General features: G+C 56.4%; 12 protein-coding genes and 2 pseudogenes. 13 read left to right on the forward strand and 1 reads right to left on the reverse strand.

What is annotated here, in order from left to right:
- Positions 1 to 75: 75 nt before the first annotated feature.
- A complete protein-coding gene (locus tag AU509_RS14575; RefSeq protein ID WP_085652345.1) occupies positions 76 to 1,419 on the reverse strand; it encodes a 2-hydroxycarboxylate transporter family protein in 1,344 nt (447 codons plus the stop codon).
- Between the two features lie 1,163 nt (positions 1,420 to 2,582).
- Between AU509_RS14575 and dppA the strand changes: the two genes are divergently transcribed.
- The 13 genes and pseudogenes from dppA (at position 2,583) to AU509_RS14640 (ending at position 21,436) form a co-directional block, all read left to right on the forward strand.
- Positions 2,583 to 4,190, forward strand: coding sequence for a dipeptide ABC transporter periplasmic-binding protein DppA (dppA, locus tag AU509_RS14580; RefSeq protein WP_085652344.1), 1,608 nt, complete (start codon positions 2,583 to 2,585; stop codon positions 4,188 to 4,190).
- Positions 4,191 to 4,309: 119 nt separating this feature from the next.
- The gene (gene dppB, locus AU509_RS14585) at positions 4,310 to 5,329 is read left to right on the forward strand and encodes a dipeptide ABC transporter permease DppB (RefSeq protein WP_085652343.1); all 1,020 of its coding nucleotides are present in this window, start codon (positions 4,310 to 4,312) and stop codon (positions 5,327 to 5,329) included.
- A 9-nt stretch (positions 5,330 to 5,338) separates the two neighbouring features.
- Positions 5,339 to 6,244 (forward strand): dipeptide ABC transporter permease DppC, encoded by a 906-nt coding sequence (dppC, locus tag AU509_RS14590; protein ID WP_094118686.1) that lies wholly within the window; start codon positions 5,339 to 5,341, stop codon positions 6,242 to 6,244.
- A gap of 10 nt (positions 6,245 to 6,254) precedes the next feature.
- Entirely contained in the window at positions 6,255 to 7,235 is a 981-nt protein-coding gene (gene dppD, locus AU509_RS14595; RefSeq protein ID WP_085652341.1) for a dipeptide ABC transporter ATP-binding protein, read from the forward strand.
- Entirely contained in the window at positions 7,232 to 8,245 is a 1,014-nt protein-coding gene (dppF, locus tag AU509_RS14600) for a dipeptide ABC transporter ATP-binding subunit DppF (protein ID WP_094118687.1), read from the forward strand. The genes dppD and dppF overlap by 4 nt, the downstream gene beginning before the upstream one ends.
- 486 nt (positions 8,246 to 8,731) lie before the next feature.
- Entirely contained in the window at positions 8,732 to 9,280 is a 549-nt protein-coding gene (bcsO, locus tag AU509_RS14605; protein WP_094118688.1) for a cellulose biosynthesis protein BcsO, read from the forward strand.
- Positions 9,271 to 10,071: a cellulose biosynthesis protein BcsQ gene (bcsQ, locus tag AU509_RS14610; protein WP_085652339.1), complete on the forward strand. Its 801-nt coding sequence runs from the start codon at positions 9,271 to 9,273 to the stop codon at positions 10,069 to 10,071. The genes bcsO and bcsQ overlap by 10 nt, the downstream gene beginning before the upstream one ends.
- 96 nt (positions 10,072 to 10,167) lie before the next feature.
- Entirely contained in the window at positions 10,168 to 12,291 is a 2,124-nt protein-coding gene (gene bcsA / locus AU509_RS14615) for a UDP-forming cellulose synthase catalytic subunit (RefSeq protein WP_094118689.1), read from the forward strand.
- Positions 12,288 to 14,698, forward strand: a pseudogene (gene bcsB, locus AU509_RS14620) (cellulose biosynthesis cyclic di-GMP-binding regulatory protein BcsB). The gene bcsA and the pseudogene bcsB overlap by 4 nt, the downstream one beginning before the upstream one ends.
- An 11-nt stretch (positions 14,699 to 14,709) precedes the next feature.
- Positions 14,710 to 18,557: pseudogene (locus tag AU509_RS14625) on the forward strand (cellulose synthase subunit BcsC-related outer membrane protein).
- Between the two features lie 2 nt (positions 18,558 to 18,559).
- Positions 18,560 to 19,030 (forward strand): cellulose biosynthesis protein BcsD, encoded by a 471-nt coding sequence (bcsD, locus tag AU509_RS14630; protein ID WP_085652335.1) that lies wholly within the window; start codon positions 18,560 to 18,562, stop codon positions 19,028 to 19,030.
- 10 nt (positions 19,031 to 19,040) lie between these two features.
- A complete protein-coding gene (locus AU509_RS14635) occupies positions 19,041 to 20,054 on the forward strand; it encodes a glycosyl hydrolase family 8 (RefSeq protein WP_244200996.1) in 1,014 nt (337 codons plus the stop codon).
- A gap of 260 nt (positions 20,055 to 20,314) precedes the next feature.
- Positions 20,315 to 21,436: an adenylate/guanylate cyclase domain-containing protein gene (locus AU509_RS14640; RefSeq protein WP_254901598.1), complete on the forward strand. Its 1,122-nt coding sequence runs from the start codon at positions 20,315 to 20,317 to the stop codon at positions 21,434 to 21,436.
- Positions 21,437 to 21,617 lie beyond the last annotated feature (181 nt).

A 21,617-nucleotide genomic window follows, 5' to 3' on the forward strand; every position in this document is an offset into this window, starting at 1 on the left:
ACGATGGCCTTTATGTCCGATGACGAAAAAAAACCACCTGCCAGAGCAGGTGGTTTTTCTGTGAGCCGATGTCGACTAGACAAACAATCTCAGCAGCAGTGTTGCGCCGATCACGGTGGACGCTCCGCCAATACGCGTTGCGATTTGTGCGAACGGCATCAGTGACATGCGGTTAGAGGCCGACAGGATGGCGACGTCGCCGGTGCCGCCGAGGCCGCTGTGACAAGTGGTGACGATAGAGGACTCAATGGGATACATATTGAGATACGGTGCGACGAAGAAGCTGACCAGCGCCATGGAGATGACCACAGAACCACACACCAGGACGTAGCCGACAGAAAAGACGGCGACAACGCTTTCCAGTGGGACATAAAGCATGCCGAGTCCAATCATCAGCGGCCATACCAGAGAGCTGGAGACAAATTTGTAAAAGCTGCTGGCGCCGGTTTCCATACTGGAAGGAATGACGCGAGCATATTTACAGATGACGGCGATCAGGATCATCAGAACGGGGCCGGGGATATGTACGATTTTCTCCGCCAAACCGCCGACGATGAAGAAGGCACAGATCAGCAACAGTCCGCCACCCATAAGTGTGAAGTCCACCGGTTTCGGTGTTTCTGTCACGTTGAAGATCTCATTGTCTTTATCGCTGCGGATCAGTCGGCCCTGACCGTTAAGATCTTTACGTGCCATCCCCAGTCTCGCCAGCATGCCTGCGCAGATGATCGCGAAAATGTTGCCGACGACAGCAGCCGGGGCCAGTTGGGCCACATAGACGTCAGGAGACTGGCCCAGAATGGCGGAATATGCGAGGGAAAGCGGCAGGATACCTTCTCCGATACCGCCACCGATGATGGGAACGATGATGAAGAAGAAGGTGTGGTAGAGACTATAACCGCACAGCTTTCCGACCAGCAGGCCGGTCGACACCGCCGTGACCGTACCGATCACCAGCGGAACGAACATACGCACCATGCCTTGAATCAGAATGATGCGGTTCATGCCGAGAATACTGCCCACGACCAGACTGGCGATGACGAAATAGAGGAAATTGGCCTCTTTCATCAGCAGGGTCACGGTATCGAGCGTACTGTCATTAAAGAATTGGTAATAGACCAAGACCGACGGCACGATCAGGCACAAAATTGCGGGGCCACCTATTTCTTTTAACACCGGAATATTGCGGCCGATGTGCGCGAGTAAAAAACCCATCGACATGATAACGGCGAAACCGCCAATCATATTTCTGGGTAAAACACCGGTATAGGCGGCGACAAAAACAATGGCGGAAATGACAATAAAGAGAACTAAAGGGACGGAGCCAATCGTGGTTTTATTCAAACTACTCATAAAGCCAGGAGGCGGTGTGTTCACGAGGGTATCCTCACGGAGGATATCAGCATCAATTTTTTTCATTATATTCACCTTGTTGTGGTGGTAGGGCATGCAAATAACAATGGATAAATGTAAGATTTTGAATAATAAGTAGTTATTTTATTTTTGATCACACGTGTAATGTGAATAGGTATGGTATTACGAACACTGATATTGATTATCAGGCAATCTAGCATGGCTTATTGTTAAAAATAATAGCCATTCATTGGGTGCGTGATGTAATTGTGAACTAAACGGCACTTCCATTTTAAATAACTTAATTCTTGGTTTTGTAATTAAAATTAGCTCAAGAGGGTGAGGGGATTTATTTAAGCGGGGAAGATATCTTCGATCCTAATATAATCGCGTGATAAAAATAACCAATGACGGATAAATAATAAAGTTTTAAAACTAATGTAAATCGCTGTGGGAAAATATGAGATCGCTCCCGTAATTATTAATATTTCTATTTTTTATATTTGCAGTGTAATGCCTACAGGATCACATAATTACCCTTATTTCCGCCAACGTCCTCATCTTTTATTTCTTTTTATTTTGTGATGCTAATCACTAATCGCTGTATCTCCTCGCGGGCGAACGCTGCCCGTAGGCGTGGGTTTCCGGTAGAGAGACATACCCTCTGCCGAGGTGGAGCTTTTTAGCCCCTCTTTTTTCACCTTACGCAGATAGTCCTCTTAAGCCTCATCAAATGAAAATTTGAAAATCACAATCAGCCCTCTTTTGTGACATAAATATCATTATTACGAGAATAAGCCTGAAAATTAACGCGGCGGACCAGAGGGATAAGATGAATTTCATATAGTTATTTTTCATCTTTAAATTACCGACTTTGGAATTTTTTGCAATTTTAGGCTTAATTTTTTATGTATATCGGATTTTAAATCTGAAGTTAGGGTTTTTTTTCTTTTTTTAGTTCGTCGTGACGCGCTGAAAGGCTTTGTAAATCCATATTGGGTGTATTGACCTATATGTGAACAGTTGACAAATTGATGACACTGCTGGAAATGGCACCGTCCGTGTATGGGTATTTCCCTATATTTTCTTCGACCAACAGGGGACGCATCGTACGGCTTATTTCCTGGTGACTGATGCCTGTCGCAGTAATGCCGCAGTATGCGGGCCACGATATAAAAACAACGGCCCGTCTGCTAACACACAACATCCATACTATGAGGCATACGTAAATGGCTAAATCCATGATGAAATCAAGGATGCTGAGGCTGGGCCTTGGACTGCTGGCGCTCTCGGTGACGGCGGGCGTGCAGGCTAAAACGTTGGTGTATTGCTTGGAAGGTTCTCCGGAAGGTTTTAATCCGCAGTTGTACACATCGGGTACGACGTTCGATGCCAGTTCGATGCCTATCTATAACCGTTTGATTGAATTTAAAAACGGGACCACTGAGATCGAGCCCGGTCTGGCTGAGAAGTGGGATATCAGCGACGACGGCAAAACGTATACCTTCCATCTGCGCAAGGACGTGAAATGGCAAAGCGGTAAAGATTTCAAACCGACGCGCGGCCTGAATGCCGACGACGTACTGTTCTCGTTCCAGCGACAGCTGGATGTGAACCACCCGTACCACAAAGTGTCAGGCGGCAGTTATGAGTACTTTGAAGGTATGGGAATGCGAGACCTGATCGAGAAAGTGGAAAAAGTCGACGACCACACCGTGCGCTTCCATTTGACTCACGCTGAGGCGCCATTTGCCGCCGATTTGGCGATGGATTTTGCTTCCATTTTATCCGCTGAATATGCCGATGCGATGATGAAGGCCGGCACGCCTGAAAAAGTCGATCTGAACCCGCTCGGCACCGGTCCGTTCCAACTGCAGCAATATCAAAAAGACTCGCGCATTCTGTATAAAGCATTCGATGGTTTCTGGGGACAGAAACCGGGCGTAGATCGTCTGGTCTTCTCCATTACGCCGGACGCCTCAGTGCGCTACGCCAAGCTACAGAAAAACGAATGCCAAATCATGCCTTATCCCAATCCGGCGGATTTGGCCAGCATGAGGAAGGATAAGAACCTGATTCTGCTAGAAAAGCCAGGTCTGAACGTTGGCTATCTCTCTTATAACGTCGAGAAAAAGCCGCTGGATAATCTCAAAGTGCGGCAGGCGCTGAACTATGCCGTCAACAAACAGGCCATTATCGAAGCCGTCTATCAGGGCGCCGGTCAGGCGGCCAAAAATCTGATTCCGCCCACCATGTGGGGTTACAACGATGCGGTGCAGGATTACAGTTATGACCCGCAGAAGGCGAAAGCGCTGTTGCAGGAAGCCGGACTAAGCAACGGTTTTACGATTGATCTATGGGCCATGCCGGTCCAGCGACCGTATAACCCGAATGCGCGCCGTATGGCGGAGATGATTCAGTCCGACTGGGCCAAAATCGGTGTGAACGCCAAGATCGTAACCTACGAATGGGGCGAATATTTGAAACGTTCCAAAGACGGGGAGCATCAGACCGTCCTGTTTGGCTGGACTGGCGACAATGGGGACCCGGATAACTTCTTCGCAACGCTGTTTAGCTGCGATGCCGCTCGCAAAGGCTCCAACTACTCCCGCTGGTGCTACAAGCCGTTCGAGGATGTCATTCAGCCGGCTCGGGCCATCTCCGATCAGGCTAAGCGCATTGAGCTGTATAAACAGGCGCAGGTCATCATGCACGATCAGGCCCCGGCGCTGATCATCGCTCACTCGACGGTGTACGAACCGATTCGCAGCAACGTCAAGGGTTACGTCATCGAACCGCGCGGCGTGCATAACTTCAACCATGTGTCCCTGGATTAATCACTGACCACGATGCGGATGTTGCTGCGTGCATGCGGGCGCGCAGCGACGATGAGTGCTGCAGGTAGCGACCCTTGATCGATCCGCCCACGGGTCGGTCATCCACAGAGAGTGCGGATATGTTTCAGTTCATACTCCGACGTTTGGGGCTGGTTATCCCTACGTTTATTGGTATCACCCTACTGACCTTTGCCTTTGTGCATCTGATCCCCGGCGATCCTGTCATGATCATGGCCGGAGAGCGTGGGATTACCCCTGAACGTCATGCCCGACTGATGGCGGAAATGGGGCTGGACAAGCCCATATGGCAACAGTATATCCACTACATTGACGGCGTTCTGCATGGTGATTTAGGCACATCGCTCAAAAGCCGGACTTCAGTCTGGGACGAGTTCGTTCCGCGCTTCAAGGCCACATTCGAACTGGGTGTGTGCGCCATGCTTTTCGCCATCGTGGTCGGTATTCCGGTGGGCGTCCTGGCGGCAGTCAAACGTGACTCACTCTTCGATCATGCGGCAGTGAGCGCCGCATTGACCGGTTATTCCATGCCGATCTTCTGGTGGGGAATGATGCTCATCATGCTGGTTTCCGTGCATCTCAATCTCACGCCCGTCTCCGGGCGGGTGGGCGACACCTTATTTCTGGACGAGTCTCTGCCGCTGACCGGCTTCATGCTCATCGACACCTTTATATGGGGGGAGGAAGGCGACTTCATCGATGCGGTGATGCATATCATTTTACCCGCCATTGTACTCGGAACGATTCCACTCGCAGTTATTGTGCGGATGACGCGCTCTTCCATGCTGGAGGTCTTGGGCGAGGATTATATCCGCACGGCGCGCGCCAAAGGATTAAGCCGCGTGCGGGTGGTTGTGGTACATGCCTTGCGAAACGCGATGCTATCGGTGATCACGGTGATTGGCCTTCAGGTTGGCACTTTGCTGGCGGGCGCCATTCTGACCGAAACCATTTTTTCCTGGCCGGGGCTGGGACGCTGGCTGATGGACGCACTGCAACGCCGGGATTACCCGGTCGTGCAGGGCGGCGTTCTGTTAGTGGCGTCGCTGATCATTCTGGTCAATGTGCTGGTGGACTTGCTGTATGGCGTGGTCAATCCGCGCATCCGACATGGCAAATAGGAGGCCACGATGACGCAACTGACTCCACCCGCGGTGAATACGGCACCGATGCCGTTGACGCCGTTGCAGGCGTTCTGGCACGACTTCCGCCGCAACAAAGGTGCCGTCGTGGGACTGGCCTACATCGTCGTCATGATATTGGTCGCGCTCGGGGCGGGAATATTGGCGCCGCACTCGCCGTCCGAACAGTTCCGTGAAGCGTTACTCGCGCCGCCGGTCTGGCAGGATGGCGGCAGTAGTTCATTTCTTCTCGGCACCGACGATGTGGGGCGCGATATGTTGTCTCGCCTGATGTACGGCACACGTTTGTCGCTGCTGGTCGGGTGCCTGGTGGTGACGATCTCCTTACTGTTCGGCATCGTGTTGGGGCTGATCTCCGGCTACTTCGGCGGTCTGGTGGATGCCGCCGTCATGCGGCTGGTGGACATCATGCTGGCGTTGCCGAGCCTACTGCTGGCGCTGGTGCTGGTTGCGATTTTCGGCCCGTCGATTGTGAATGCTGCCATTGCGCTGGTGTTCGTTTCGCTGCCGCACTACGTGCGTTTGACGCGTGCTGCGGTGCTGGTGGAAGCCAACCGTGACTACGTTACCGCCTCTCGCGTCGCAGGCGCAGGCGCGATGCGGCAGATGTTTATCAATATCCTTCCCAACTGCCTTGCGCCGCTGATTGTGCAGGCTTCCATGGGGTTCTCCAACGCGATTCTGGACATGGCGGCGCTGGGGTTCCTGGGTATGGGCGCGCAGCCGCCCACGCCGGAATGGGGAACCATGCTGTCGGACGTGCTGCAATATGCGCAAAGCGCCTGGTGGGTGGTGACCTTTCCGGGACTGCTGATTCTGTTGACGGTGCTGGCGTTCAATTTGGTGGGGGACGGTTTGCGCGATGCCCTCGACCCCAAACTCAAGCAGTCGTAGAGGAAGAACGATGGCGTTACTTAACGTAGAACACCTGTCCGTGAGTTTCGGCGAGGGGGCGCAGCCGTTCAAGGCGGTTGATCGCATCAGCTATCAGGTTGAACGCGGTCAGGTTGTCGGGATTGTCGGGGAATCCGGCTCCGGGAAATCGGTCAGCTCGCTGGCCATCATGGGATTGATTGATTATCCCGGCCAGGTCGCGGCCGACAGTCTGACGTTCGATGAACGCGATTTGATCGCCATGCCCGAGAAGGCGCGCCGTCAGCTAGTGGGCGCGGAAATCGCGATGATTTTTCAGGACCCGATGACCAGCCTTAACCCCAGCTACACCGTAGGATTCCAGATTATGGAGGCCATCAAGGTTCATCAGGGTGGCAACCGTCGAACACGACGTCAGCGAGCCGTCGACCTGCTGACGATGGTCGGGATACCCGATCCGTCCTCGCGGCTGGCCGTTTATCCTCATCAGCTGTCGGGGGGGATGAGCCAACGGGTCATGATAGCGATGGCGCTTGCCTGCCGCCCGCAACTGCTGATTGCCGATGAGCCCACGACTGCGCTGGATGTCACCATTCAGGCGCAGATTATCGAGCTGCTGCTGACGCTGCAACAGCAGGAGAATATGGCGCTGATACTGATTACCCACGATCTGGCGCTGGTCGCCGAGGCGGCGCATCAAATCATCGTGATGTATGCCGGTCAGGTCGTGGAATCGGGACTCGCTAGTGAGATTTTCAAGGCGCCGCGCCATCCCTATACGCAGGCGTTGCTGCGGGCGTTGCCGGAGTTCGCCGTGGATAAATCGCGGCTCGCTTCGCTGCCGGGCGTTGTCCCCGGCAAATATGATCGACCCTCGGGTTGCCTGCTGAACCCGCGCTGCCCGTATGTCACGGACCACTGCCGCCAGCAAGAGCCCGCGCTGCAGCCTTGGGGCGATCGCCGGGTGAAATGCCATACGCCGCTGGATGATTCGGGGAGGCCCAGTTTATGAGTCATAACAACGAGATGCGTCAGGACGTGCTGCTGGAAGCGCGTGCGTTGAAAAAATATTACCCGGTCAAGTCCGGGATATTTCAGCCTGAGCGGGTGGTTAAAGCGCTGGATGGCGTCTCGTTTACGCTCGAAAGAGGTAAAACGCTGGCCGTGGTCGGCGAATCCGGTTGCGGTAAATCGACCTTGGGCCGCCTGTTGACGCTGATTGAAGCCCCGTCCCACGGCGAACTTTATTATCAGGGACAAGATTTGCTGAAGTCTGACCCTGCGGCTGAAAAATTGCGGCGGCAGAAAATCCAGATCGTGTTTCAGAATCCATACGCGTCGCTGAATCCCCGCAAGAAAATGGGTCAGATTCTGGAAGAACCGTTGGTCATCAATACAGCGCTGAGCCGCGCCGAACGGCGGGAAAAGGCGCTGGCGATGATGGAAAAGGTCGGTTTGAGAACGGAGTTTTACGACCGTTATCCGCACATGTTTTCCGGCGGTCAGCGTCAGCGCATCGCCATCGCTCGCGGATTGATGCTGGACCCGGACGTGCTGATCGCGGACGAACCGGTTTCCGCACTGGACGTGTCCGTCAGGGCGCAGGTGCTGAATTTGATGATGGACTTGCAGCAGGAGTTAGGCTTGTCTTACATCTTCATTTCTCACGATTTATCGGTGGTCGAGCATATCGCCGATGAGGTGATGGTGATGTATCTGGGCCGCTGCGTTGAGCAGGGCAGCAAGGCGGCAATTTTCGACCATCCACGCCATCCCTACACTCAGGCGCTGCTTTCCGCAACGCCGCGCCTGACTCCCGATTTACGCCGCGAGCGTATCAAACTGAGCGGGGAACTGCCCAGCCCGCTGAATCCGCCACCGGGGTGCGCGTTCAACACCCGTTGCCGACGCCGGTTCGACGCCTGTGTGGCGCGACAGCCTCAGCTAATCGCTTACGGTGAACGGAAGGTGGCTTGCTTTGCCGTCGATGAGGAAGAGGCGCAGTCCCCGTTCGTATCGTAATAAGAACCGGTCATAAAGCCCGTCACACGATCGTTCAGGCGTCTGACGGGCTTCCTGTTTCTGTGGTGTAGCGCCACGCTTGCCTGCTTATCCAATCAAATAGCTGTACTGGCTTTATAGCAAAACCGGAAAAGTCAGAGGGGTAACATGCTGTTTTTCTGGTCGGAAAAAGGAAAGGTCATAAGTACATTATTGCGTCGGATAAACCTATTTCCCTCCGCGATAACGCCCGCGTCTTGGTAATTAAATATTACTTTTTTTATTATAAAAATTTCAATTATAAACACCTGAAAAGAGTGTGGATGATTTTCACTGCGCTGATTTTAGCGGCGAATAAGACGGAAGAGAAATGCATATCATTTTAATTATTTGATTTTCACGACTGCCGCCAATCTATTTTGTAATAATCGGTGAAGATATTTTTGATTAAGTGTTCGTTCAATAATGGTATATTAGCGGCCATTCATGTAGAGATTCGGGAGTCTTATGAGAAGCTATGACGATCTGAAGCATTTCAAAGAAAAGACCCAGTCGGAAGACATTAATTTCAAGGAAATGTCGGGTCAATCTTTGCATGATGAAGGTTCTCGCTGGGCTATTGTGAAGCAAGTCATTAATGAAGAGAAAGGCGGTGCCGAATCTTCATTAGGCGCTGGCTTGCAGCCTATGTTGAGGCCTGTCGCGAAAAATGAATTTGCGGCGCCGGCCTCCGGCGTCAAGCCCGTCAGGTTGGACGACTCGAATACCCGTCCGCGTCATGATGATCCCGCAGGACAGCGATCGCTTCTTGATTCTGTCGCCGCCGCGTCGAAGACGTCGCCAGCGGCGGATCCTACGACGTCATCACGGCAGCCAGAGACTGCCTCCTCTTTCCCTGTGACCCGCCCGGAACCGACCGCTGCCGCGAGCGCGACGCCGCTGGAGCCCGAGCGCTATAAGCAGATGTTCAGCACGCGTGGTCGGCAAACCGCGCAGACGCCGAATAAAGAAGCGCTGTTAAAACCGCTATTGGAGAAAATTTCCTCATGCCGTTAGTTTGTGTTTGTTCTCCGAAAGGCGGGGTTGGAAAAACCACCATGGTGGCCAACCTGGCCTACGCCCTGGCGCGCGGCGGCAGTAAAGTGCTGGCGATCGATTTTGACGTTCAGAACGCGCTGCGCCTGCATTTCGGTATTCCGTTATCGGATGAGCGGGGCTATGTGGCGGCGGCCGTCGAGTCTCCGGACTGGAGCCAGTCTATCCTGACGGCTGGCGGCAATATTTTCGTATTGCCGTACGGCAGCGTGTCGGAAGCGCAACGTGAGGACTTCGATCGGCACCTGGCGGATCCTGCGTTTTTGTTACGTGGGCTCAGCGCCATGCTGAACTACCCCGGCCTCGTGATCCTGGCTGACTTTCCGCCCGGCCCCAGTCCCGCATTAAAGGCGATGACCGCGCTGGCAGACCTGCATCTGGTCGTCATGCAGGCGGATACCGCCTCGCTGTCTCTCCTGTCTCCGGTAGAAGAAAACCGATTGATTGGCGGACCGTTGAACCATAAACAGGGATACTACTGGCTGCTGAATCAGACGGATACGCGACGCGCGATCAGCAGGGATGTGGCGGCTTACATGCAGGAAAACAAAGGCGACAGGTTGATTGGCTGCGTACATCGCGACGAAAGCGTCGTCGAAGCCAACGCTTCACAGCGCTCCATTTTTGATTTTAGTCCGGCTTCCGCCGCGGCATTTGATATTGAATTAATCAGCAAACGTATTGCGGCTCTGTTGAATATCAAAGTGGGCAATGGCGAAGTCCATAAGACATTCGTGCCTGCCTCTTATTAATAGAATAAGCGCAAAGAATAACTCTGCGTCGATATTTTTAGGATATTTCCCCTTTACTATATTAACCCGCTTATTACTGACCATCAGGGTAGATTTATGAAGAAGGCGCTTTTTTATCTGTTGTTACTGGTATTATTTCCGGTAGCGTTAGTGATTATCATCACCCCGATGGATAGCCAGAAACAATACATCTTTGGCTTAATCAGTATTGGTATGCTGTTTTTATTGGGCCGCAGTGAAAGCCGAAAGGTCACTGTGGTCATGGTTATTCTTACGTTATTAATGTCAACGCGCTATATATACTGGCGCGCGACGGAAACACTGCATTTTAATTCTGAGATCGAGACTATCTTGGGAATTGGCTTATTTATTGCCGAGGTCTATGTCTGGGTTATTTTGATGCTGAGTTTCATGCAGACCTTATGGCCGCTGCAACGCGGCATTGAGGCGCTGCCGGAGGATACCAACCTGTGGCCGACGGTGGACGTCTACGTCCCGACCTATAACGAAAGTCTGGATGTAGTCAGGGATACGGTGCTGGCGGCGCAGTGCATGGATTACCCGCAGGACAAGTTCAAAGTCTACATTCTGGATGACGGCAAGCGCAGCGAGTTTGCGGTGTTCGCCGCTCAGGCTGGCGTGGGCTATATCACCCGTGACGACAACTCACACGCCAAAGCGGGCAACCTGAACCACGCCATGCAGCTCACCAGCGGCGAACTGATTTGCGTCTTCGACTGCGATCACGTGGCTAAACGTATTTTCCTACAGGCGACGGTCGGCGCGTTCCTGAAAGACGACAAACTGGCGCTGATGCAGACGCCGCACTACTTCTATTCTCCCGATCCGTTCGAACGCAACCTCAAGGCGGCGAGACAGATGCCAAGCGAAGGCGAGCTGTTCTACGGACCGATCCAACAGGGTAATGACTACTGGAACGCCACCTTCTTCTGCGGCAGCTGCGCGGTGATACGTCGCACGGCGCTGGAAGAAGTGGGTGGCTTCGCCGTGGAAACGGTGACGGAAGATGCGCATACGGCGCTGAAAATGCAGCGTCGTGGCTGGAAATCCGCTTTTTTGGCGATCCCGCTTGCTGCGGGACTGGCGACCGAGCGACTGGTGCTGCATGTCATTCAGCGTACCCGCTGGGCGAGAGGAATGACGCAGATTTTCCGCGTCGACAATCCACTGCTGGGCAGAGGGCTGACCTGGCAGCAGCGTCTGTGTTACCTCAGCGCCATGCTGCACTTCCAGTTCGGCCTGCCGCGCGTCATTTTCCTGACCGCTCCTTTGGCCTATCTATTGTTCAATCTCAATATCATTCACTCGTCGGCGAACCTGATTTTCGCCTACGTGTTGCCGCATCTGGTGATGTCGATATACCTCAATGCGAGGATGAATGGACGCTTCCGCTACAGCTTCTGGGGTGAGATTTATGAAACGGTCATGGCGTTCCATCTGATTATTCCGACGCTGTTAACGCTGATCTCCCCGCGTCACGGCAAATTCAATGTGACGGATAAAGGCGGCCTGCTGGACGTGGGCTTTTTTGACTTCCGCATTGTCAGACCGCACATCGCGACTGCCGTCCTGCTGTTCGCGGGTATCGTCGTCGGGGGCATTCGGGCCGTCGGGCACAACTATTACAACGTCGATCCGTACGTTATCGCCCTGAACGTCGCCTGGGCCTGCATCAGCCTGCTGATTTTGATGGCGGCTATCGCCGTGGCGCGGGAAACGAAACAGACGCGTCAGACTATTCGTATCGACGTCGAACTGCCGGTCATTATTCACTACGCCAGCGGTATAGCGTCACGCACGGTGACCGTGGACCTGTCGATGGGCGGCGCGCAAATCAAAGCGCCGGATCAGCGTCACAAAACCGACCCCATTGAGTGTCTTGAGCTGTTATCCCGCGCGGGGGAAATCGCGCTGCCGGTGAAGTCCGTGAGTTTTGATGACAGCACCATTCGCCTGCGGTTTGATGAAATCCCGCTGGCGCAGCGACGTGGTCTGGTACGCGTTGTGCTTTCGCGGGCGGATGCCTGGATGGACCCGCCCTGGCCACGGGACAACCCGCTGCGCTCTTTTGTGACGGTGCTCAGGACGGTGTGTGAATTCTTCTGGCTGACCTGGAAGGGAAAAAAGAAAGAGGGGGCGACGCCGTCAGCGTTACCTGCAACGACGGAAGGGACGCGGCAAGAGGATAAAACGGCATGACATACGGATTTTTCAGGACGCCTTCTGCGTTAACGACGGTGTTGCTGCTGTGCCTGAGCGGCAGCGCCTCTGCCGCTGAGGAGTCAAGCCAGCCGCTGTCGTTAATCGATGCCCCGTTGCCTGCGGGATTGCCCCGAATTGATGGCGGATATGAAACCGCGCCGCCCTTTGAAACGCCTTTGGCGCCCCGCGCCGCGCCGTCGTCTCCGTCCGTCCCCGCGCTGAATGCGTCGTCGGACGTTTACAATCAGCCGGTCAGCAGCACGATTTCCGTGGCGCAAATGGGGCAGGCGCAGGGCGTCGCGCTGAGCGGTGGTCAGTTGCAGGCCGGTTTGAGATTTACGCTCTCTGCCGATCAGGTGGTGACGTCCGCGCATCTGGCGCTCAAGTTCGCCGTCTCTCCGGCGTTGGCCGAGCGCAACACCGCGCTACAGCTGATGCTGAATGGACAGCCCTTGGGCAGCGTTCCCCTGACGACGAACGGGCAGGAGACCGGGACCTATCAGATTGAGATCCCTGCTGCGCTGGTGGTGTCCGACAACAACCTGAGTTTCCGCATCATCAATTCAGACCGTCTGCTGTGCGAGCGCGACAATGCTCATCAATACAACGTCACCATTCTGCCGAGCACCACGTTACAGCTGGAAGGGCAGCAGCTGAATGTCGGAGCGGACATCGGCAACTTCCCGCGACCGTTTATCGACTCCATGCAGATGGCGACGGCCTCCGTGCCGATGATTTTTCCCGCCGAGCCGACGGCCGATCAGGTGAGCGCGGCGGCGCTGGTGGCATCCTGGATGGGGGTGCAGACCAACGGGCGAGATATCACTTTCCCCGTGAAGCGAGACAGCGTGCCGGAACAAAACGGTATTTTGTTCGGTTACCCGGGCCAGAAGATCGGTCGTGTGACGTTGCCGCAGGTCGACGCGCCGACGTTACAGCTGATGGATAATCCAGATAACCCGATCTACAAGCTGCTGCTGGTGGTAGGGAAGAACGAGGATCAGCTGAGACAAGCCGCCTATTATCTCGTCAGCCAGCCGTTGGCCTCGAAGCAGTCGGCCATCACCGTCACCCCGCAAACCCTTCCGCGGCATAAGAGCTACGATGCGCCGCGCTGGATCAGCACCGATCGGCGTGTCCGTTTCAGCGAACTGCTGGAGCAAGATCAGAGCATGACGTCACTCGGCATCTGGCACTCCGCGCAGAACCTCAAGTTTCGGGCGGCCCCCGACCTCTTCCTGTGGGACGGCGAAACAATCCCGGTGCACATCAGCTATCGCTTCCCGGCGGAGAACTGGATTGATGAACATCGCTCTGACCTGAACGTGACGCTTAACGGCACGTTTATCAGCAACTTACCGATGGTGAAAGAGGGCCTGCTGGAGCAACTTTGGCGTCGGCTGGGGGGCGATAATCGTCAGGAATCTTATACGCTGAAGCTCGACCCCTATCTGATTTACGGCTTTAACCAACTGCAGCTCTACTTCAACATCCGGCCCAAAGCGGATGCGCCGTGCAGCGTACTGCTGAACAACAACATCAAAAGCCGCATTGAGAACGACTCGTGGATAGACCTGACCCGAACGCGTCACTTCACGATGTTGCCCAATCTGTCGTATTTCATCGGCGCGTCCTTCCCCTTCTCCCGGCTGGCTGACTACGCGCAGACGGTGATGTTGCTGCCGGAACGCCCCACCGATCAGGAAATTAGCACGCTGCTCGGCATGGCGGGTCGCTCCGGCGACGCGACCGGCGTCAGTATCAATCACAATCAGGTCGTGTTTGGCGTGCCGAAAGACGGCGTAGCGCTGCATCGGCTGCAAAACAGCGATGTGCTGGCGGTCACGACGCTACCGCACGCAGGGTTTAACGCGGCGCTGCTGGCGGAGTCTCCTTACCAGACCGACGGTCATGCGCTGGGTGTCAAAATGCCCAGCGTGCCGGAAAAACTTGTCAGCTGGCTAACCGGCGACTGGGCCCGCCACCCGATAGATGCCGACCGCTACTTCTCCTCGAATGAGCTCTGGCGTGGTTTTGTCAGCTATCGATCCCCGTGGAACCCTAAACGTGTCGCGGTAGTCGTGCTGGCGACGAACGACCAGCAGTTGCAGCGGCTGCATGGCGACCTGACGTCGGCGCGCGTTACCGCGGCGATTCGCGGCGATACCGCCATCATCACCGATGAGAATGGTATCCGCAGTTTCCGGGTCGGCCCGCAGTTCCCCAGTGGGCAAATGCCTGGTACATGATGATTATCTGGTATGCCAACCAGCATGCCGTCATTTTGGCGTTTGTCGCCTTAATCACGGCCTCGTTAGGCGGAGCGGGTTTGTATCGCGTGCTGAAACGCCGCGCCCATCGCCGTCTGCACCCGCAGCATGAGCGTGATTCAGGCCGGAAATAATTGAGCGATCTATGAAAAAGAACACACTGACAGCCAGAATGCTTCGGTCACTGTGCCTGATTGGGGCGGCGGCGCTGTCCGCGCCGACGCAGGCGGCGGACAACACTAACCCGGCGTTTCAGGCGTTATTCGATCAGGCGGAATATTGGCATCAACGCGCCCACGACGATTTGGCTAAAGGCGCCTTGCAGAAGGTGCTGGCGGTCGACGCCGAAAACACCCGCGCGATTTACCTGATGGCGCTTTACTCTCAACAGCGCGGCGACAACGCCGAGGCCACGAAGTGGCGTACGCGTCTGGCGAGCATTTCGCCGCAAGATCCTCGGTTGCAGGAGCTGGACAGCTCCCGGCGCTGGCAGAATATTCTGCCCGCTCAGCTGGCGCTGGCTCGCCAGCAGGCCCGTAGCGGCAACATCGCCGCTTCGCTGCAAACCTGGCGCAACCTGTTCGACGGCGGGCAGCCGCCGGCCAATGTGGCGGTCGAGTATTATCTGACGATGGCGGGCGATCGCACGCTGTGGCCGCAGGCGTTGGACGGTCTACGTCAGTTCGCGGCGGTGAATCCGCAGGATATTCAGGCCCGGCTGGCGCTGGGGAAGGCGCTGACCTATCAGGAATCCACCCGGCGCGAAGGACTACAGTTGCTGGATGCCATGGCCTCCGGCAACCCCGACGCGGACGGCGCTATGCGCCAGGCCCTGTTGTGGATGAGTCCTCAGCCGGAGGACGCGGCGCTGTATGGCAACTACCAGCAGCGTCACCCGCAGGATAATGCGGTGATGGCGCACTATCGCACCAACGTTGGCGGCGCGGCGAAAGGAAAAGGCTTCGCCGAACTGAACAGCGGCGATGCGGACGGTGCGCAGCAGGCGTTTGAACAGGTGCTTCAGACCTCGCCGCAGGATGCGGATGCGCTGGCCGGTCTCGGCTATATCGCCCAGCGTCGAGGCGACTACGCCAGCGCCGCCAACTATCTGGAGCAGGCGGCGAAGCAGGGCGGAGAAAACAGCGTCGAACGCCGACAGCAGGCGGAGGATGCCCGTTTTTACGCGCAATTGAGTATGGCGCAGCAGGCGATGAAAGCGGGCAATGCCGCGCAGGCGCTGACGCTTAGCGAACCGCTGATGCAGGCAAGCGGAGAACGCGGCATCGCCGTTCGTCTCTTTCGGGCCGATGTGCAACGTCGCAGCAGTCAGCTGACGCAGGCGGAGCAGAGTTATCGCGATGTGCTGACGCTGGATGCGGATAACAACGCAGCAAAAGAAGGGTTGTACTATGTGCTGCACCAGCAGAATCGCAGTACGGAAGCTGACGCGCTGCTGGCGGAATTGCCGGATAGCCTACGCCAACGTCTGGCGCCGCGCGTAGCGGTGGTCGAAGGCAGCGCGTCGATGAGGCGCGCCGCAGAGCGCGAGCTGGCCGCGGGGCGCTCGGCGCAGGCTATCGCGATTTTGCAGCAGGCGATACAGCGCTGGCCCGCCGATGGCTGGGTGAGATACGACCTGGCGCGCGCTTACAAACAGCAAGGGGACATGACGACGGCCGCTGATGTGATGCAGCCGCTGTACCGTCCCGGCGCTAGCCCGAGCAGCTGTTCGCTGGCGCGCTTTTCGCCAGTCAAAACGGCGCCTGGCAGCAAACCGGGGCGCTGTTGGCTCGCGTACCCGAGCGCCAGCAAACACCGAATATGCGTGCGCTGGCACGACGGGCCAACTTCAATCTGCAAATGGTGACGGCGCGAGATTATCTGAAAACCGGCGCTAATGTGGCGGCGGCCAACACCCTGAAGGCGCTGGCGGTGAATCCTCCCGCCGATCCGCAGGATGCCGGACAGCTGGCGCAAGCGTTGGCGGCGGCGGGCGATACCGCCGGTGCCGTCGGCGTCGTGCGCAATAACATGCAGCGTGGTATTCAAGGCAATGCGGGCGACTACGCGGCGCAGGTCGCCGTCCTGAATCAGGCTGGTCTGGGTCAGGAAGCGCAGTCGTGGCTGAGCAATCCCGATATGCTGGCTCGCAGCACGCCGGAACAGTTGGCCGCCGTGCGTAACGGCGGCGTGATCCAGGAGGCGGATCGCCTGCGCGAGGCCCGGCAGTATGCGGCCGCTTACGACAAACTGATCGGCGCGTTGCAGCACGATCCGCAGAATACCGATTTGATGCTGGCGATGGCGCGACTCTATCAGTCCGGCAAAATGAATCAGGAAGCGGCGACGGTCTACGACTATCTGATGACGCGCGATACCCCGACGCAAGATGCGCGCGTCGGCGCTATCGACGTGGCATTGGCGCAGAACGACGTCTCGAAAGCCAGCACGCTGGCCGCCGGCCTGAGCGACAAACAGACGCCCGAACGCCTGCTGCTGCTGGCGCGTGTGGCTGACGCGGAAGGGAACAAAGCGCAGGCAATAGCCTATCTGCGTACGGCCCGTGGGAAAATGATTGGGCTGCAGGGCGCGGAGTCCGGCAGCCTGCCGGTGATTGGCGGACTGGCGCTGGCGGATAATCCGTTCATCAACCGGACGACGGAAAGCACGCGTCGTTCGCCGTCGACCTACGGCAGCGCGATGCCGTGGCAGCAACGTGACGAAACCGCCGACTATCGCGCGGTTGGGGGGCAGCGCCTCGACGGAACGTCGGGGGGCACGACGGCCTCTGCGCAGAACGGCACTTTCCGCCAGATTAACCAGATGATGGATACGCTGGAGAGTGACACCGGCACCTGGGTTCAGACCGGGGTGCAGGTGCGTGGTCGGGACGGCGAGTCCGGCCTTAGCAAGTTGACCGAGGCGAAAGCACCGTTGACGTGGTCCAGCGCGCCGTTGGGCGAGGATCGATTCAACTTTACCGTGACGCCCGTGACGCTGAGCGCGGGAAGCGCCGAAGACACTTCCAGCCGTCGCTTCGGTCAGGGGGCGCTTCAGCAGGCCGATAGCGCTGACAGAGCACTCAAAGCCTCTTCCTCAGGAACCATCAACCTTGACGAGATCACGGCGGACTCTCCCGGTGCGCAGAACGCCACCGGCGTAGAGCTCAATCTGGCGTTGACCGGTAAACAATACAAGGTGGATATCGGTTCGACCCCGCTGGGGCAGGATCTCAGCACGCTGGTGGGGGGCGTTCAGTGGTCGCCGAAACTGACCGACTTCCTGACGCTGGTGCTGACCGGCGAGCGTCGGGCGGTCACCGACAGCCTGCTTTCCTACGTCGGCGCGCGCGACGCCTATAGCGGCGAGAAGTGGGGCCGAGTGACCAAGAACGGCGGAACGGCGCTGCTGAGCTATGACGACGGCGACGCCGGTTTCTATGGCGGCGCAGGCGCCTACAGCTATTTGGGCGAGAACGTGAAGAGCAACAAAAGTCTGGTGGCGAATGCCGGGGCTTATGTGCGTCCCTATCACGATAGCGAGCGTGAGCTGAAGACCGGCATCAGCATGTCGTGGATGGATTTCTCCCGTAACCTGAGCTACTACAGCTACGGGCAGGGCGGTTATTTCAGTCCGCAGAACTTCGTCTCGGTTTCTTTCCCCATCGATTACACCCAGAAATACGACGATCTGAGCGTGAAGATCGGCGGCGCTTTGGGCTATCAGTCCTACTCGCAGGATCGCAGCGCCTACTACCCCAACGACCCGTTATTACAGAATGCGTTGGAAAGGGCCGCCGCCAGCGGCCTGACGCAAGAAGCCTATTATCCCGGCACCAGTAAAAACGGTATCGGCTACAACCTGCACGCCGGGGCTGACTATAAGGTCAATCGCAACGTCACCATCGGCGGTCAGCTCGGTTACGACACCTTCGGTGACTATAACGAAAGCAGCGCGCAACTCTATTTCCGCTATATGCTTGGAGGTGAATAAGCATGAGTGAATATCATCAAACGACCTTGCAGTACTATCGCCAGCAGCAGTGCCCGCCGGGCTGGTTTGATCTTCTCGGGATCATCATTGAGAATATGATGAACAACGTCGGTGAAAGCGAAGGTCAGGCTTTTCTCCAGCAAATGGGCGAGGCGCTTGCGAAGCGTTATCCCCTGTCGGCGGCATTGACCGTGGCTGACCTGGAGCGGGAGATGAATGCGGTGCTGGCCACGTTTGATTGGGGCTATGTCGAACTGCTGCCGGGCGACGCGTCGCTGGACATTCTCCACCTGGCTCTGCCTGCCGGTGACAGCGCGTTGAGCAAAGCGCGCTGGCTGATGGCGATCAAAGCGGTGTTGCAGGGGCTGTATGCGCACTGGTTGAAAGAGCAGGGCGGCGGCGCTCATGTGCCGCTGGTCGGTGAAGCGACCGACGATGAGACGGCGCTGCGATTTCGTTATCAAAATAACTAGAGGGGAAAGCATGATAAAGCCATTGCGGCACTGGACTATGGTCTTGCTCATGGCGTTATGCAGCACGAGTGCGATAGCGGCAGATCAGGGATGGGATAGCTACAAAAGCCGTTTTTTAACGGTGGATGGGCGAATTCAGGATACCGGCAATAACAACGTCAGCCATACGGAAGGGCAAGGTTTCGCCATGTTGCTGGCGGTACATTATGATGACCGGAACACCTTCGACCAGCTGTGGTCATGGACGCAGTCCCATCTCAAAAACAAACAGAACGGTCTGTTCTACTGGCGCTATACCCCGAAAGCGGCCGACCCGGTGGCCGACAAAAATAATGCTTCCGACGGCGACGTCATGATTGCCTGGGCTTTGTTGAAGGCCGGTGAGAAGTGGCGCAACGAGCAGTATTTACAGGCGTCCGACAGCCTGCAAAAAGACATCATCGCGCACAATGTGACCCGTTACGCCGGGCATACGGTGATGTTGCCGGGCGCGAATGGTTTCAACAAAAGCACCTACCTTGTCCTCAATCCTTCTTATTTTATCTTCCCCGCTTGGGAAGATTTTTCTAAACGCAGCCATCTGCCGGTGTGGCATCAGCTGATTGAAGACGGGATGCTGTTGCTGAGTAAAACGCGGTTCGGGGATACCAATCTGCCGTCGGACTGGGTGGCGCTGAACGCCGATGGTTCTATGGCCCCGGCGATGAACTGGCCGTCGCGCTTCAGCTACGACGCCATCCGCATTCCACTGTACGTTTACTGGTACGACCGTGAGAGCGCGGAGCTTAGCGCGTTCCGCCTGTACTGGCATGGTTTTCCGCGTCTTCGAACGCCCGCCTGGGTGGACGTGTTGAATAACCACACCGCGCCGTACATGATGAGCGGCGGCCTGCTGGCGGTACGGGATTTGACGATGGGCGACGTCCAGCAGGTGACTGACGCCATCAGCCCTGATGAAGACTACTACTCCGCCAGTCTGCATCTTCTGGCCAATCTGGCGCGGGTCACCGCCGACGCGCGTTAACCTCATCAGGCGCCGCCGTATTCCGGTTGCGCCTGCTTAAGACTAATAAGAGCGCCCTTTTTCTGATGTTCGGCCACTGACAGAAAGACTTTCCTCAGAAAAATCCTTAAACCTTTTAACCGACTTCCCTTTGCATCCTATAAACTTGGCGCTCGAGATATACTGTACGGCTGTTTTTCCCCGTGCGTCGGGGTTTTGGGAGAATAGGTTTGCACGTTCGTCGTTCACTAACTATCAAACAGATGACGGTGATTTCGGCAGTGTCGGTCACCGCCGTCTGCCTGTTTATCGTGATCCAGCTGTTCCATTTCGTGCATCAGCGACGGGATGATTACGTGCGTCAGCTGGAACACATTGCCTACTCCGTGCGAACTCCCCTGACCAATGCCGTCTTACAGGGCGATGTGGTCGAGGCCGACGGCCTGCTCAACAACTTATTGCCAGTCGGCTTTCTGAGCCGGGCCTATCTGGTGCTCCCGGGCGAGCTGCATACGCTGCATGCCAACTTTCCGTCCGAACGGCCCTTACCGCGTTGGATAGCGCGGACGTTTAATCTGCCCATTGAAGTCTCGATTCCTTTATATTCCCTGCCGCAGGTGCCGGGCTCTACGCCGCTGGCGCATCTGGTGTTGCAGGCGGACTCGTACCGGATGTTCCAATTTATCGTCAGCACGTTTTCGACCCTGCTGGTGACCTATCTGTTGCTGGCGCTGATCCTCTCGGTAGGCATCACCTGGTGTGTGAAACACCGCGTCGTCAACCCGCTTCGTTTAATCATCAAAGAGTTGCAGGATGTTCCCGCCGAGTCTTTGCCCGACTGTCCGCTGACGCTGCCGGAGCGGCATAGCGACGACGAACTGGGTATGTTGGTGCGCAGCTACAACCGTAATTTGCGGCGGTGGAAGTCGCACCGCCGTGCGGGTGATGAGGCGCTGACGGACAAAGCGACGCTCATTAACGCTTTATCTCGCCAAAGGGAACCGTTCTGTCTGTGCGTGGTGGGGCTGGAAGGAGAAGCGGTCCGTGGAAGCGACACTCTGCCGCCAATGCTTGCGGCGCTGCGTACTGTTATCGGCGATTCCAGTCTGCTGGCGCGTCTGGATAACGACGAATATGCCGTGTTGGGCGCGGTGCCGGCGACACCCGATCTTGCGCAGGCGTGGGGACATCAAACCCTCGCGCTTCTGCGTGAAGGAGGATTGCTCGCGGGCGTGAATGTCAGTATCGGTTTGCTGGCGGTGCCCGACGAGGCGGCGTTCATGCAGCCCAACGCCGCCGGGCAATGGCTGGCGCAGGCCCGTCTGGCGATGGAGCAGGCGCGCGGCGCGGGTGGCGATGCCGCTCTCTCCCTCGTCGCCTCCCAGCTCGCTCCCCACTCTTAACAACGACGTCGCCTTTCTGCCCGTGGGCGACAATGCTCTTATTTAAATTATTTAATAAATAACAGAGTGTTAGATCGCTCTCCGTCCTTTCCCCCGCTGACATTGTTATCGGGCTGTTTCTGCACTATTTTTTATTCATAACCCATTGATGCGATTCAGCTCCTAACTCTCGCCTTTAAGT

Source organism: Lonsdalea britannica (assembly GCF_002111595.1).
Taxonomy (GTDB): Bacteria; Pseudomonadota; Gammaproteobacteria; order Enterobacterales; family Enterobacteriaceae; genus Lonsdalea; species Lonsdalea britannica.